This window comes from Roseococcus sp. YIM B11640, from assembly GCF_049727625.1.
Lineage (GTDB): Bacteria > Pseudomonadota > Alphaproteobacteria > Acetobacterales > Acetobacteraceae > Roseococcus.
Genome location: NZ_JBBJOZ010000001.1, coordinates 1,425,236 through 1,440,090 on the forward strand (window position 1 = coordinate 1,425,236; position 14,855 = coordinate 1,440,090).

The 14,855-nt window shown below is 70.3% G+C and carries 13 protein-coding genes; 8 read left to right on the forward strand and 5 right to left on the reverse strand.

Translation table 11 applies throughout. The features are described from left to right. Positions 1 to 53: 53 nt before the first annotated feature. Both WJM96_RS07270 and WJM96_RS07275 read right to left on the reverse strand, forming a co-directional pair. Positions 54 to 533, reverse strand: a complete 480-nt coding sequence (locus WJM96_RS07270; protein WP_424811767.1) for an OmpA family protein — start codon at positions 531 to 533, stop codon at positions 54 to 56. A 72-nt stretch (positions 534 to 605) separates the two neighbouring features. Next, the gene (locus WJM96_RS07275; RefSeq protein WP_424811768.1) at positions 606 to 1,076 is read right to left on the reverse strand and encodes an OmpA family protein; all 471 of its coding nucleotides are present in this window, start codon (positions 1,074 to 1,076) and stop codon (positions 606 to 608) included. Between the two features lie 113 nt (positions 1,077 to 1,189). Here WJM96_RS07275 and WJM96_RS07280 point away from each other — a divergent pair, with 113 nt between their 5' ends. Further along, positions 1,190 to 2,923, forward strand: coding sequence for a hypothetical protein (locus WJM96_RS07280; protein WP_424811769.1), 1,734 nt, complete (start codon positions 1,190 to 1,192; stop codon positions 2,921 to 2,923). Here the strand turns inward: WJM96_RS07280 and WJM96_RS07285 are convergent. Next, complete coding sequence (locus tag WJM96_RS07285; protein WP_424811770.1) at positions 2,913 to 3,881, reverse strand: Bug family tripartite tricarboxylate transporter substrate binding protein; 969 nt, start codon at positions 3,879 to 3,881, stop codon at positions 2,913 to 2,915. The genes WJM96_RS07280 and WJM96_RS07285 overlap by 11 nt on opposite strands. A 292-nt stretch (positions 3,882 to 4,173) precedes the next feature. Between WJM96_RS07285 and WJM96_RS07290 the strand changes: the two genes are divergently transcribed. From WJM96_RS07290 to rodA, 6 genes are all read left to right on the forward strand, one after another. Beyond that, positions 4,174 to 5,757, forward strand: a complete 1,584-nt coding sequence (locus WJM96_RS07290; protein ID WP_424811771.1) for a 2-isopropylmalate synthase — start codon at positions 4,174 to 4,176, stop codon at positions 5,755 to 5,757. Between the two features lie 99 nt (positions 5,758 to 5,856). Next, positions 5,857 to 6,900: a rod shape-determining protein gene (locus WJM96_RS07295; protein WP_424811772.1), complete on the forward strand. Its 1,044-nt coding sequence runs from the start codon at positions 5,857 to 5,859 to the stop codon at positions 6,898 to 6,900. Between the two features lie 43 nt (positions 6,901 to 6,943). Continuing rightward, entirely contained in the window at positions 6,944 to 7,810 is an 867-nt protein-coding gene (mreC, locus tag WJM96_RS07300; RefSeq protein ID WP_424811773.1) for a rod shape-determining protein MreC, read from the forward strand. Positions 7,811 to 7,814: 4 nt separating this feature from the next. Beyond that, positions 7,815 to 8,354, forward strand: a complete 540-nt coding sequence (locus WJM96_RS07305; RefSeq protein ID WP_424811774.1) for a rod shape-determining protein MreD — start codon at positions 7,815 to 7,817, stop codon at positions 8,352 to 8,354. A gap of 53 nt (positions 8,355 to 8,407) precedes the next feature. Beyond that, on the forward strand, positions 8,408 to 10,282 hold the full coding sequence (mrdA, locus tag WJM96_RS07310) for a penicillin-binding protein 2 (protein ID WP_424811837.1): 1,875 nt from the start codon (positions 8,408 to 8,410) through the stop codon (positions 10,280 to 10,282). Next, positions 10,282 to 11,439 carry a rod shape-determining protein RodA gene (rodA, locus tag WJM96_RS07315; protein ID WP_424811775.1) on the forward strand — a complete coding sequence of 386 codons (1,158 nt, stop codon included), beginning with the start codon at positions 10,282 to 10,284 and terminating at the stop codon, positions 11,437 to 11,439. Before mrdA ends, rodA begins: the two co-directional genes overlap by 1 nt. 78 nt (positions 11,440 to 11,517) lie before the next feature. On the opposite strand, the gene WJM96_RS07320 is transcribed toward rodA, so the two are convergent. Continuing rightward, entirely contained in the window at positions 11,518 to 12,462 is a 945-nt protein-coding gene (locus tag WJM96_RS07320) for an N-carbamoyl-D-amino-acid hydrolase (protein WP_424811776.1), read from the reverse strand. Between the two features lie 96 nt (positions 12,463 to 12,558). On the opposite strand from WJM96_RS07320, the gene WJM96_RS07325 reads away from it, so the two are divergent. Further along, positions 12,559 to 13,308, forward strand: a complete 750-nt coding sequence (locus WJM96_RS07325; RefSeq protein ID WP_424811777.1) for a hypothetical protein — start codon at positions 12,559 to 12,561, stop codon at positions 13,306 to 13,308. Positions 13,309 to 13,361: 53 nt separating this feature from the next. On the opposite strand, the gene WJM96_RS07330 is transcribed toward WJM96_RS07325, so the two are convergent. Next, positions 13,362 to 14,735 (reverse strand): dihydroorotase, encoded by a 1,374-nt coding sequence (locus WJM96_RS07330; RefSeq protein ID WP_424811778.1) that lies wholly within the window; start codon positions 14,733 to 14,735, stop codon positions 13,362 to 13,364. Positions 14,736 to 14,855: the final 120 nt, after the last annotated feature.

Consider the following 14,855-nt stretch of genomic DNA (forward strand, 5'->3'; position numbering starts at 1 on the left):
CCGCCAGGCGAAAAGGAAAGGGCCGCCGGATCGCTCCGACGGCCCTTTTCCGTTCAGCCCCGCGGCGCGGCCGCCGTGGAGGCTCGGACCTCCGATCCCGGGCTCGCGCGGCCGCGCACCTGCACCTGGACCGCGTTCGGGTCGGCGTTCGGCATCATCCGGGCGTTCATCACCCGGATGCGGGTGCGGGCGACGCCGCGTTCGGTCAATGCCAGGCGCACGGCCTGGGTGCGCTCGCGGGCCAGCGGCATGTCCGCGACGTCGGAATAGCTGGTGATGCGGACCGGCTCGGACGGGTTGGCCATCAGCCGGTCGAGCACGGGGCCCAGCTCGGAACGCGCGGCCGGCGTCAGTACGCTGGAGGCCGGCTCGAAGCGGATGGAGGCGACACGGCCGTCGCCGGTGGGCGCGGTGGGCGGCGGGACGATGGGGGCGGCGGGCGCCTGCGTCACGGGCCGCGGCGGCGGCGGGCTAGAGCACGCGCCCAGCAGGGCCGCGACGGCAACGGCGCCGAGTAGGGGTTTGATGGACATGGGTTCCTCCGGGTGGGGTCGTCAGCAGACGCCCAACACCCGGAGGAGGTAAAGGTTACGAAGCGGCCAGGCTCAGCGCGAATGCCGCTGCGGCTGGTCCACCGTCAGCATGACGCGGCGGCTCTCGACGCCCGCGTCCAGCTGCGGGCCGCGATACATGGTGCGGATCCGGCGGGCGGGCACGCCCTTCTCGATCAGGAAGTCGGCGACGCGGCGGGCGCGCAGCCGCGAGAGCGCATAGTTCGCGCCCCGCGGGCCTTCGGGGTCCGCATAGCCCGTCACGAGGATCGGCACGTTCGGATGCTGCTTGGCGAGATCGGCGGCAGCGGACAGGGCGCCCTGAGCGGGCTCGTCCAGATTGGCCGACCACGGTTCGAAGAAAATGGGCAGCGCCTGGCCGCGCGAGATGGCCGGGGCAGCGGGCGCGGGCGCCGCCGCCGGCGGCGGGGCTGGAGGGGCCGTGACCGGGGCGGGCTGATCGGCGCAGGCCGCCAGCGCCAGCAGGCCGGCTCCGAGAAGATACTTGAACGGGTGGGCTATCACGGCGTCTTCCTTCGATTCGGCGTCACAACCTTTGTGCCGGTTGGCAGCAGCCCTGTCACGCTTGACCCTTCGGGGCGCGCCAGGGAACCCTGTCCCGCGGTAAAGGGTCAAGGATGGTCGCCGCAATCTGCCGGGGTGTCGCACTGGCCCTCCTTCTCTTCGGTTCCGCACGGGCGCAGCAGGCCGATGAGCTGCTCGCCGCCATTGCGCGGCATGACGCTGCCGCGGTCAGCGCTGCGCTGCGCGCCGGGGCGCAGCCCAGCCTTCCGGAGGCCAGCCCGGCCGTTCTCGCCGTCGTCGATGCGCTGGCCGCGATCCCCGCCAGCGGCGACCGTGGGCCCGCGCGCGCCACGCTCTGGGCCTTCGTGGGTGCCATGCGCGCGGCGGGTCACCGGCCGGAGGCGCCGGCGGGGCAGGGCGGCTCGCTCGCCTCGCGCCTCGCGGCCGTTGAAGGGGAGCGTTCCCTGTTTCTGCGCGTGGCCGCGGCCTTGCCGGCGGAGGCACGCTGCGCCCTGCTCGGCCAGGTCCTGGCCGCGGGCGAGGGGCCGGCGCGCGAGGCGGCGGAGGCGATGCTGCCGCTGATCGGGCGTGCGGAGGCCGGGTCTTCGGCCTGTGGCGCGGCCTTTGCCCATGCCGTTGCGCCCGCCCTCGCGATGGCGATGCTCGATGCGGGCATGGTGCCCGCGCCCGAGGCGCTGCCCGACCTCATCCGCCGCGCGCCGGAGGGGGATGAGGCTCTGTTCGGCCGGCTGCTGGCGTTGGATCTCGCTGCGCCGCCCCGGCCCGCTCTCGACCAGCTGGGGCAGGATGTCCTGGAGGATCGCGAGCCGCGCTCCGCCTCGCTCGCGAGCGGCGATCGCTGGCGCCGGATCGTGGAAACGACGCGGGATCTCCCGCTCTGCGCCGCCCTTCCGGGACAGGTGGTGCGCGGCTGGCTCTCCATCCCGCCCGACGCGCAGCCCTGGCTCGGCCTCCTGCGGGAGACCACGGCCGCATTGCTGCGGCGCTGCCCTGCGGCGGCCTTCGAGCCCGCACTTGGTGTCGCGGCCGGCGATGGGCTTTGGCATCGCCTGGCCGGGCTGGGGGAGGACGAGAGCTTCCGCGCCTTCCTCGCCGCCGGCCTGCGGCCCGCGGGGCCTGACGCGCTGGCCGCGAGCCTCGCCTGCGATGCGCGGCCTGGAGCCTTGAGCGCGCTCCTCGACCTCGGGGGCGAGGAGAACCCCGGCGCGCTGATGCCGGCCTTCGTCACCTGCCTCGGAGGACTGGAGGCCTCCCGGCCAGGGGAGGCCGAAACCCTGCGCCTCCTGCTCGGCCGGGGCGCGTCGCCCGATGCGCCGGTTGAAGGCGACGCGCCCGTCGCCATCGCCGCCCAGATGGACCGTGAGGATATCGTGGCGATGCTGGCCGAACGCGGCGCGCGCCCGTCCCGCCTGAGCCCGGAGCGCGCCTTCCATTGGCGCCACCGCCGCCTGGCCGCGATGGTGGGCGAGGAGGGGCCGGGCCCCGGCTCGGTCCCCCCGCGCCTGCTTCGCCTCGGGCGCGGTTTGCTGGCCTGGCATCTCGTCGCCGGCTGCGCGCTCCCGAACTGCGATCAGTTCCTGATCCTGCGCGAGGGCCCGCGCTACCGGCTCATCCTCCGCAGCGCGGGCCACGATCTGAGGCTGGAGAACGCGAACTGGCAGGGCGTGCGGAATGTCCGCGTCACCGCCCGCACCGGCGCGGCCAGCCATCTGGAGGCGAGCTGGCGCTACGAGGGGGATGCCTACCGCCCCTGGCGCTGCCAGGAGGTAGAGGAGGGCGAGGCTGCGCCTGCCCGCCGCTCCGACGTCGCCTGCGTCAGTCCGTGATGCGCTCGATGCGGTTGACCTCCACCACCTGACGCCAGCGCGCGACCTCGCTGCGGACGTGCGCGGCGAACCGCTCCGCCGGGCCGCCCTCCGGCCTGGCGCCGAGATCGCGCAGGCGTCCCTGAACCACCTCGTCGGCCAGCGCCGCGTTGAAGAGCGCATTGAGGCGGGCCACCACCTGCGGCGGCGTGCCGCGCGGGGCCATGTATCCGAACCAGGGCTCGATGACGGCGTCCGGCATGCCGGCTTCGCCCAGCGTCGGCACATCCGGCAGCGCCGGATCGCGCGTCGAGCCGCTCACGGCCAGCGCGCGGAGCTGCCCGCCGCGGATGGCGCCGATCAGGGTGGGCGTGTTCTCGAACATCATCTGCGTGTTGCCGGCGATCACGGCCTGCATGCCGGGCGCGCCGCCGCGGAACGGGACATGGACCATGTGCAGGCCGAGGCGCCCGTTGATGAATTCCGGCAGCAGGTGGTTGGAGCTGCCGAAGCCCGAGGAAGAGTAGCTGACCTGGTTACCCGGCCGCTTCGCCCACTCCACGAATTCCTGGAAGGTCCGGGCCGGGTGGTCGGGACGCACGACCATCGCGTTCATCACGCTCCCGCTCCAGAAGACGGGCAGGAGGTCGCGCTCGATGTCGTAGGGCATGCGGGCGTAGATCGCGCCGTTGATGGCGCAGTTGCCGATGGTGCAGGCGCCTAGCGTATAGCCGTCCGGCGTGGCCTGGGCCGCCGCTGCCATCCCGATATTGCCGTTGGCGCCGGAGCGGTTCTCGACCACCCAGCGATGGGGAAGGTCGCGGCTCGCGCGCTCCGCCAGGACGCGGGCGATGAGGTCGGTCGCACCTCCGGGCGGGAAGGGCAGGATGATACGGACAGGCCGGTCGGGCTGCCATTCCTGTGCGGCGGCGGGCAGGCATGGCAGCAGAGCGCAAAGCGCAAGGATAACGCGGCGCATGGTTTCCTCCGTGTTTTCCGGAAGTTTGGCCGCGATGATGACCCGCCGTCCATCTTTGCTTCGCCCTTGATCCGGACCATTTCCGCGGCTAAAGCTTTCGCCATGGCGATGCGGACCGCAATTTTTGCGAAGTCTGCCGGGCTGCTTCGGGCCCGGGCGCTCTCGCTCGCCCTCCTTCCGCTTCGACTTTCCCGCCCCTGGGTGTGACGCCTGGGCCGATGACGGCCGGCGACGCTCAGGGGACCCCGGCAACGGGGAAGTGACACGGGAAACACGAACCAACGAGATCGCCATGACCATCAATCACCCCTCCTTCGGCAAGCTGGATTCCGGCCGGATCATCATCTTCGACACGACGCTGCGTGACGGAGAGCAGTCGCCCGGCTTCTCCATGAACCTCGACGAGAAGGTCCGCATGGCCGAGGCCCTGCACGACCTGGGCGCCGACGTGCTCGAGGCCGGCTTCGCCATCGCGAGCCCCGGCGATTTCGAGAGCGTGCAGTCCATCGCCAAGCGCTTCTCCAAGGACGGCCCGGTCATCGCGAGCCTGTCGCGCGCCAATGCCGCCGACATCCTCTCCTCCGCCGAGGCGACCAAGCCCGCCGCGCGGCCGCGCATCCACATCGTGCTCGCGACCTCTGACCTGCATATGCGCGTGAAGCTGCGCATGACGCGCGAGGAGGTGCTGGAGCGCATCACGGAAAGCGTGAGCCTGGCCCGCAACCACGCCGCCGATGTCGAGTGGTCGGCCGAGGACGGCTCGCGCTCGGATCTCGACTTCCTGTGCCGCTGCGTGGACACCGCCATCAAGGCGGGCGCGACCACGATCAACATCCCGGACACGGTCGGCTACTCGCTGCCGGCGGACATGGCGCTGATCTTCTCGACGCTGATGAACAAGGTGCCGGACGCGGACAAGGTCATCTTCTCGGCGCACAATCACAACGACCTGGGCCTCGCGGTCGCGAATACCCTGGCGGCCGTGCAGGCCGGCGTCCGGCAGATCGAGTGCACCATCAACGGCATCGGCGAGCGCGCGGGCAATGCGAGCCTCGAGGAAGTCGCGATGGCGATCCGCACGCGCCATGACGCGCTGGGCGTGCGCACGGGCATCGAGACCAAGAAGATCCTGCGGACCTCGAAGCTGCTGGCCACCATCACCGGCTTCGACGTGCAGCCCAACAAGGCCATCGTCGGCCGGAACGCCTTCGCGCATGAATCGGGCATCCACCAGGACGGCGTCCTGAAGGATGCCTCGACCTACGAGATCATGACGCCCGAAAGCGTGGGCTGGACGACCAACAGCATCATCCTGGGCAAGCATTCCGGCCGCGCCGCCTTCCGCGACCGCCTGAAGACCCTGGGCTACGAGGTGGGCGACAACCAGCTCAACGACGCCTTCAAGCGCTTCAAGGATTTGGCCGACCGCAAGAAGGTCGTCTACGACGAGGACATCGCCGCCCTGGTCGATGACGAGGTGGGCCGCGCCAATGAGCGCATCCGACTGGCCGGCATGACGGTCGCGACCGGCATGGGCACGCGGCCGATGTCCACGGTCGTGCTGGAAGTGGATGGCGACCGGGTCGAGGGCATGTCCGGCGGCGACGGCGCCGTGGACGCCACCTTCAACGCCATCCGCCAGGCTTTCCCGCATGGCGGTAATTTAAAGCTGTATGCCGTGCAGAGCGTGACCGGCGGCACCGATGCCCAGGCCCGGGTCACCGTCCGCATCGAGGAAGACGGCAAGCTGGTGGACGGGCAGGGCGCTGATACGGATACGATCGTGGCCTCCGCCCGGGCCTATGTCCACGCATTGAACAAGCTGCTGGTGAAGCGCGAGCGGACCGAGCCGCCGGCGGTCAGCGCCGCCGGCTGAGGCCGTTTGCCGGGCGGGGGCGGTGCGCGACCGCTTGCCCCGCCCGGCTTCTGGCGCTACGCCCTGGGCGTCCCACCCGCCCCTTGGAAGGCTCTACGCATGTTCTCACGCCTGTTCGGCTTCCTTTCCGCCGACATGGCCATTGACCTCGGCACCGCGAACACGCTCGTTTACGTGAAGGGCCGGGGCATTGTGCTGAACGAGCCTTCGGTGGTCGCGATCTCGGACAACCGGGGGCGCAAGCAGGTCCTCGCCGTCGGCGAGGAGGCCAAGCAGATGCTGGGCCGCACGCCCGGGAACATCGCCGCCATCCGTCCGCTCCGCGACGGCGTCATCGCCGATTTCGAGGTGGCGGAGGAGATGATCAAGCATTTCATCCGCAAGGTGCACAACCGGCGCAGCTTCACCTCGCCCATGATCATCGTCTGCGTGCCCTCCGGCTCCACCGCCGTCGAGCGCCGCGCGATCCAGGAGAGTGCGGAGAGCGCGGGCGCCCGCAAGGTGCTGCTGATCGAGGAGCCGATGGCAGCCGCGATCGGCGCCGGCCTGCCGGTCACCGAGCCCTCGGGCTCCATGGTCGTCGACATCGGCGGCGGCACGACCGAGGTCGCGGTGATCTCGCTCGGCGGCATCGTCTATGCGCGCAGCGTGCGCGTGGGCGGCGACAAGATGGACGAGGCGGTGATCAGCTACATCCGCCGCACGCATAACCTCCTCATCGGCGAAAGCTCGGCCGAGCGCATCAAGATGGGCATCGGCGCCGCCTCGCCGGCCCTCGATGGCGAGGAAGGCCCCCTCATGGAAGTGAAGGGCCGGGATCTCATGAACGGCGTCCCGCGCGAGGTGGTGGTGAGCCAGCGCGAGATCGCGCTTTCGCTGATGGAGCCGGTCACGCAGATCGTGGATGCGGTGAAGGTCGCTCTGGAGAATACGCCGCCGGAGCTCGCTGCGGATATCGTGGACAAAGGAATCGTCCTGACAGGCGGCGGCGCGCTGCTCTATCGTCTGGACGAAGTGCTGCGCGACGCGACAGGCCTGCCTGTTGTCGTGGCAGAGGAGCCCCTGAACTGCGTGGCCATGGGCACCGGACGCGCGCTGGAGGAGCTGAAGCGGCTTCGCCAGGTGCTGACTTCGATGTATTGAAGGTTGAGTTGAGTCCCGAATAACCCTGTCGACGGAAGCCAGCATGATCCGTCTCAGTATCCCACTGCGTCAGGCTCTCGCCCGGCTTTCGCTGCCGGTGCTGATCGCTGCCGCGTTCGGCGCGATGCTGCTGGGCAAGGCCGACGCCCTGCTGATCGAGCGCGCGCGCATGGCGCTGGCCGATGCGCTCTCGCCCATCTGGGGCGCGGTGCAGCAACCCGTCTCCGCCATGCAGGACGGCGTGCGCGAGGCGCAGGCGCTGTGGAACATGCGCAGCGAGAACGCCCGCCTCATCGAGGAGAATGAGCGCCTGCGCCGCTGGCAGGCGACGGCGCTGGCGCTCGAGGCCGAGAACGCGCTGCTGCGCCGCCAGCTCGCCTGGGTGCCCGACCCGGCGCCGGCCTTTCGCACCGCGCGAGTCGTGGCCGATGCGGGCGGCACCTATGCCCGCGCCGTGCTGCTCGCGGCCGGGCCGCAGCACAGCATCCGCAAGGGCCAGATCGCGCTGGACGAACGCGGCTTCGTCGGCCGTGTAACCGAGGTCGGCAGCCGTTCCGCGCGCGTCCTGCTCGCCACCGACATCAACAGCCGCATCCCCGTGACGCTCGAGGGCTCGCGCGCGCGGGCGATCATGGTCGGCAACAACGCCGCCCGGCCCCGCCTGCAGCACTGGCCCGAGGGCGTGACCCCTCGCGAGGGCGACCGCGTGGTGACCAGCGCCGAGGCCGGCGCCTTCCCGGCGGGCCTGCCGGTCGGCGTGGTGCGCTGGAGCGAGAGCGGCGCGGCCGAGGTGGAGCTCTTCGCGCAGCTCGACCGGCTGGACGTGCTGCGCCTCTTCGATTTCGGCCTGTCCGGCATCCTTCCGCCCGAGGCGGTGGCCCGTCCCGAGCCGCGCCCCGGCAGGCGCTGACATCATGGACCCGAAGGGGCGTCGCGCGCCCCCCATGGGGCTGCTGCGCCGCCTGGACGCGGGTGCGCGGGCGGCCTTCCCGGCTTTTTTCACCGGCTTCCTGATCATCCTGGCGGCCGTCCCCGTGGGCGCACCAGGGTTGATCCAGGCGGTGGCCCTTCCGGGCATTTTCTTCTGGACGATCTTCCGCCCGGCTGCCATGCCCGCGCCCGTGGTGTTCCTGCTCGGCCTTCTCGAGGATCTGCTGTCCTTCGCGCCGCTCGGCTCAGGGGTGCTGACGCTGCTTATCGTGCACGGGATCGCCTTGCGCGGCCGGGACATCATGGTGCGGCAATCCTTTCTTTCCATGTGGCTGATCTTCTGCGCCATGGCTGCGGGCGCCGCCGCGCTCGGCTGGGCCCTGGAGGCGGTGCTGGGCTGGCACATCCCGCCCACCGCCCCGGGCCTCCTGGAATTCGGCATCGCCGTGGGCCTCTACCCGGCGATCGCCTGGGTGCTGACCCGGCTGCACACCGCCATGCGCCGGGCCGAGGCCGCGCTATGAGGTGGCCTCGCATCCTCCGCCGCCGCGAGAAGGGCGGCATTGCCAACTTCACCATGAGGGGCGTGAAGCGCGAGGAGGAGCAACGCCGTTCCGTCTTCACCCGCCGCGCCCTGGTGCTGGCGGGCGGCCAGGCGGGGCTCTTCGGCTTCCTCGGCTACCGCCTCCATTCGCTCCAGGTGGAGCAGGGCGAACGCTACGCGACCCTCGCCGAGGAGAACCGCGTCTCCGCCCGCCTGCTCTCGCCGCCGCGGGGCCGCGTGCTGGACCGCAACGGGAATGTGGTGGCCGGCAACCGGCTGAACTGGCGCGCGCTGCTGGTCGCCGAGCAGACCTCCGACGTCAACGCCACGCTGGAGACCTTCAGCCGGATCGTGCCGCTGGCCGAGCATGAGCGCGCCCGCGTCGAGAGGGAGGTCCGCCGCCGCCGCCGCTTCGTGCCGGTGATCGTGCGGGAGTTCCTCGCCTGGGACGAGATGGCGCGCATCGAGGTCAATGCGCCGGACCTGCCGGGCATCCTGATCGATGTCGGCACCACGCGCATTTATCCCGAGGCCGAGCACCTCGCGCATATCGTGGGCTATGTCGCCCCGCCGGCCGAGCGCGACATGGATGGCGACCCGCTGCTCCAGCTTCCGGGCATCCGCGTCGGCCGTGCCGGGATCGAGCGGCACCACGACCAGATCATGCGCGGCCGCGCGGGATCGGTGCAGCTGGAGGTGAATGCGGTCGGCCGCGTGATCCGGGAGCTGGACCGGCGGGAGGGGCAACCGGGGCAGGATATCGAGATTAGCGTCGATACCGAGCTGCAGAAATCCATCCGGAACCGGATCGAGGAGGGAACCTCGGTCGTCGTCATGAATGCGCGCAATGGCGAGGTCCTCGCCATGGCGAGCCAGCCGAGCTTCGACCCCAACATCTTCAACGCCGGCGTCTCCGGCGCGCAGTGGCGGCAATGGACCGCCAACCGAGCCACGCCGCTGATCAACAAGACGACCAACGGTCTCTACGCGCCCGGCTCCACCTTCAAGATGGTGGTGGCGCTGGCGGCGCTGGAGGCGCGCGTGACCAGCCCCGGCGAGCGCGTGAGCTGCCCTGGGCATTTCGACCTCGGCGAGTCGCGTTTCCATTGCTGGAACCGCAACGGCCATGGCGCGCTCGACATGCGCAACGCCATCAAGCTGAGCTGCGACGTCTATTTCTATGAGATGGCCAAGCGGCTCGGCATCAACCGCATCGCGGCCATGGCGCGGCGCTTCGGCCTGGGCGTGGATCTCGACATCGAGCTGCCGGGGACCCGGCGCGGCCTGGTGCCGACCCGCGAGTGGCGCGAGGCCCAGGGGCGCGGCTGGGCCCTGGGCGATACGGTGGTGCACGGCATCGGCCAGGGCTTCTACCAGCTGACCCCTCTCAGCCTCGCCACCATGACGGCGCGGCTCGCGACGGGGCGGGCGGTGCAGCCGCATCTGACCCGCAGCGTGGGCGGGCGCCCGACGCGCGGCGGACGTCCTGAAGACTGGCCCGCCATGGGCATCGCCGACCGCGACATCCGGCTGGTGCGCGACGCCATGTGGTCCGTCGTGAACGAGGGCGGGGGCACGGCGCAGGTGGCGCGGCTGCCGGGCGGGCTCGGGCAGATGTCGGGCAAGACGGGCACGACCCAGGTGCGCCGCGTGACGCGCGAGCAGCGCGAGCGCGGCTTCCGGGTGGAGAGCCTGCCGCGCGAGTGGCGGCCGCACGCGCTCTTCGTCGGCTTCGCGCCACACGACAACCCGCTCTACGCCGTAAGCGTGATCGTGGAGCACGGCACTTCCGGTTCGGGCGCTGCGGCGCCGCTGGCGCGGGACGTGATGGTGGATACCTTCAACCGGTTCCGTACCCCGCCGCAGCAGCCCGGGCAGCGCGTGGCCGATGTGGGGCGGGGCGGCTGATGTCCGGTTCGACGGTTTTCGAGAAACGCCTTCTGACCCGCGACCGCGGGACGGGCATTCTCCAGAAGCTCTGGCAGATCCCCTGGCTCTTCGTGCTGCTGCTCTGTGCCGTGGCGGCGGTGGGCTATGTGGCGCTCTATTCCGCGGGCAGTGGCAATCCGGATCTCTACGCCACCAAGCACGCGCTGCGGTTTGGCTTCTGCCTGGTGATGATGCTCTGCATCGGCTTCATCGACATCCGGCTCATCGCGCGGCTCGCCCCGGTGGGCTACGTGCTGGGCGTCGGTCTCCTCGTCATGGTCGCCCTGCATGGCGAGGTGGGGAAGGGTGCCCAGCGCTGGATCGACCTCGGCCCGTTGCAGCTCCAGCCCTCCGAGCTGATGAAGATCATGTTGGTGCTGGCGCTGGCGGCCTGGTTCCACCGGGCGAGCTGGGAGCGGGTGGGCAATCCCTTCTTCCTGGTAATACCGGCGGTGCTGGTGCTGGTGCCCATGGGGCTCATCTTCAAGCAGCCGAACCTCGGCACGGCAGTCATCACCGGCGCGGTGGGCGGTGCCATGTTCTGGGCGGCCGGCGTGCGGTGGTGGAAATTCGCGCTCATCATCGGCGGCGCGGTGGCGGCCGCGCCCATCGTCTACGAGAACCTCCGCGACTATCAGCGCGCCCGCATCACGACCTTCCTGGACCCCGAATCCGATCCGCTGGGGGCCGGCTACAACATCATCCAGTCGAAAATCGCCCTCGGCTCCGGCGGGATGTGGGGGAAGGGCTTCCTGCAGGGGACGCAGGGCCACCTCAACTTCCTGCCGGAGAAGCAGACGGACTTCATCTTCACCATGATCGCCGAGGAGTTCGGCCTGGTAGGGGCTATGGGCACCTTGGCCCTGCTGATGCTGGTGGTGGGCTTCTGCTTCCTGGTGGCACTGCGCTGCCGGCACCAGTTCGGGCGCCTGCTCGCGATCGGGCTCGGGACCAACTACTTCTTCTATATCTTCGTGAATGTCGCGATGGTGACGGGCAGCATCCCCGTCGGCGGCGTGCCGCTGCCGCTGATCAGCCATGGCGGTTCGGCCATGCTGACGACCATGCTGGGCTTCGGCATGCTGATCAGCGCCTGGGTGCACCGGGACGCGGAGTTCGGGCCCGCCAGGGATTAAGCCTTCGGCCTAATCCTGGTTTTTGTGCCGTTGGGCGCCGGCCGCTGTGCGGCCGCGCTTTCCCGGGAAGGTGGGGGCTTACGGAGGGGGTTCCGCGCCCACCTGCTCCACGATACGCCCATACCATTGCGGCCGGCGGTGCTGGGCGAAGTTGAACATCTTCTCCTTGCCCTGCTTGCATTCGTCGAGATCCGCCTCGGCCAGGATCACCTCGTCGCCCAGCGTCTTCGCCTGCGCCACCACGATCCCGTTCGGGCTGACGATGCAGGAGCCGCCGATGAGCCCCGATCCGTCCTCATCGCCCGCCTTGGCCACGCTCACCGCCCAGGTGGCATTCATATAGGCGTTGGCCTGCACCGCCATGGTGGAATGGTGCGTGCGCAGCTCGGCGCTCTCGCTCTCGCCGCCATTGGGGTCGTAGGCCGCCGAGTTGTAGCCCATGACCATGAGCTCCACGCCCTGCAGCCCATAGACGCGCCAGCCCTCCGGCCAGCGACGGTCGTTGCAAATGAGCATCCCCATCACCGGGCGGTGCCATTCCGCCGCGCCCCGGAAAGCCGGGAAGCCGAGGTCGCCATACTCGAAATAGCGCTTCTCCAGCTGCTGGAAGCGCGAGCCAGCGCGCGGCTCCACCGAGCCGGGCAGGTGGATCTTGCGGTACTTGCCGAGGATCCGCCCGTCAGGCCCGACCGTGATGGCGCTGTTGAAGCGATGACCGTCCGGCGTCAGTTCCGCATAGCCCAGGTAGAACCCGACCTTCAGTTCGCGCGCGCGGTCGAACAGCTTCTGGCAGTTCGCATTCGGCATCTCGCGCTCGAAATAGGTGTCCAGCTCCTGCGTGTTTTCGATGAACCAGCGCGGGAAGAAGGTGGTGAGCGGCAGTTCCGGGAAGACCACGAGCTGCGCGCCGGCCTTCGCCGCCTGCTCCAGCAGGGCGATGAGGCGGTCGAGGGTCTGGGCGCGGGTGTCCGCGCGCTGGATCGGGCCGGTCTGCGCGCCGGCAAGCGTGATGATGCGAGGCATGGCCGGAAGCTGCCCCGCGGCGCATGCCCTGACAAGGCGGTTGTCCCGTCCCGAATGACGGAGCTAAAGTCGAAAACGAGACATCCTTACGCAGCCATGACGGTTCGCAGGTCACTTCTCGCCGCTGGTCCCCTTCTCGCCACCCTGCCCGCGGGCAGCAGGGCGCAGCTCGCCTCCGGTGTGCCGCAGCCGGGCAACCTGCAAGGCACCTGGACGGTGACCGTCGAGGGCGACATCCGCTATCGCACCTGGTCGGTGCACGGCACGGAAGGCCCGCGCCTCCTGAGCGACTATGGCTGGGCGGGCGCGCATCCCCGCGAGGTCGAGGCCCGGGTCACGGGGGCGCCAGGCCAGCGCAGCCTGTTCATCGTGACACCCTCCAACGCGATGATCGAGGCGCGAGAGGTCGCGCCCGGCCGGTTCGAAGGGCTTTTCGTCCGCAGCAACGGCAGCCGCTCGCGCATCGGCCTCGTGCAGGAGAGCCCGGACGGCGCCGTGCCGCTCTCCAGCCCCGCGCCGCAGGCCGGGCGGCTCATCGTCTATCTGGGCGCGCCCGATTGCCCGAGCTGCCGCCTCTTCGAGACGCCCGCCTATCGCGGCAGCTACGAGACGGCGCCCGAGGCGCGGAAGGTGCCGCTGCGCGCCGTCCTGGCGCCCAGCTACCGCCGTCCCGACGCGGCGTCCTGGCCCGCCGACCTCTCCTGGGTGCCGGAGCAGATCGGCGCGCGCCACGTGCCGCTCTTCCTGGCCATCTCCGAGCGGCGCATCGCCTATGCCTGCGCCGGGCTGACGCGCTGGGACGAGAACATGCGGCCGCTCGCCCGGCGCTGGGCCGGGCTGGCCTAGTTTATACCCTCAGACGCCGGGCGCCGCCGCTGGCGGCCTGAGCGCGGCAGCGCTCATCCGACGAAGGTCTCACGGTGCTGGCGGGGGACGAAGCGGCCGGTGCCGGGCGTGGCCAGGACCTTCTGGCCATCCCAGATGCAGCCGCCGCGCAGATAGGTCGCCGCCACGCGGCCCTTCATCATCATCCCATCATAGGGCGACCAGCGGGCGTTCTCGCGATCCTGGATCTGCGCCGCGTCGAAGCGGAACTCGCCGCGCTCCATCACCAGCAGGTCGGCGTCGCAGCCCTGGCGGATCGCGCCCTTCTTGGGGAAGAGGCCGTGGAATTTCGCCGGCCGCTCGGCGCAGAGCGAGGCCATGAGCGTCGGCGAGTAGCCGCGGTCCGTCACCAGCGTCAGCATCAGCGGCGCGAAGCTCTGCAGGCCGGTGAGGCCGGCGCCGCAGGCGAAGATGTCGCCATTGTAGACCTTCTTCTCGCGCGGCCAGGGCGCGTGGTCGGTCGAGACATAGGCGACCTTCCCCTCGGCCACGCTTTGCCACATGCGCTCCACCTCGGCCGACGTGCGGAAGGGCGGGTTGCACTTGCCGAAGCCCTGGAGGCGGACGAGGTCCTCCTCCGTCATGCAGAGGTACTGGATGCAGGCCTCGCCCGAGGTCTTGCCGCCCTGCTTGCGGAACATCTCCGCGAGGTCGAAGCCCCGCGCCAGGGAGGAGTGCGCGATATGGACGTGCGCCCCCGTCTCCAGCGCCATCTCGAAGATGGCGAGGTCGGCCATCGTCTCGCAGAGCGGCGGGCGGGTGCGGGCGTGCATGATGGGATCCGTGCGGCCCGTCGCGCGCGCGGCGGCGATGGCGCCCTCGACGATCTCCTGGTCCTCGTTGTGGATGCCGACCATGAGGCCCGTCTTCGCGATCTCGCGGAAGGCGGCCTCCATGGTGGTGTGGTCGATGCGCGGGAAGCGCACGGCATCGTATTCATAGGTGGAGAGCTTGAAGGAGCAGACGCCTGCATCGGCGAGCCCCGCGATCTCCTCCACGCCGCCGTCCTTCCGGATGGTGCCGTAGAGCGCCATGTCCACATGGCTGGTCGCGTTCACGACCTCGATCTTCTCGGCGAGGATGCGCGCATCCGTCACCGGGCGCGGCACGTCGTAGGGCATGTCCACGCAGGTCGTGACGCCACCTGCGGCGGCGGACATCGACGCGCCCTCGATTCCGGACCAGCCGGTCGAACTGCTCGTGTGCATGTGACCGTCGACGAGGCCGGGGAAGACGAGCTTGCCACGATGATCCGCGACCTCGGCCGCGGCGGGCGGCGCGCCTTGGCCGATGGCGGCGATGGTCCCGCCCTCGATGCCGATATAGCCGCCTTCCAGCACGCGGTCCGCGAGCACCAGATCCCCCCGCACGACCAGATCAAAAGCCATTCCGCCGAATTCCCCTGCCCAAGTTGCGCTGCATGGCGGCGTGCCCAGATGCACACCCATCACCATCGAGGGTTCAGGCTAGGCGCGCATCCCACCGCCGCCAAGCCGTCCGGGACCGGA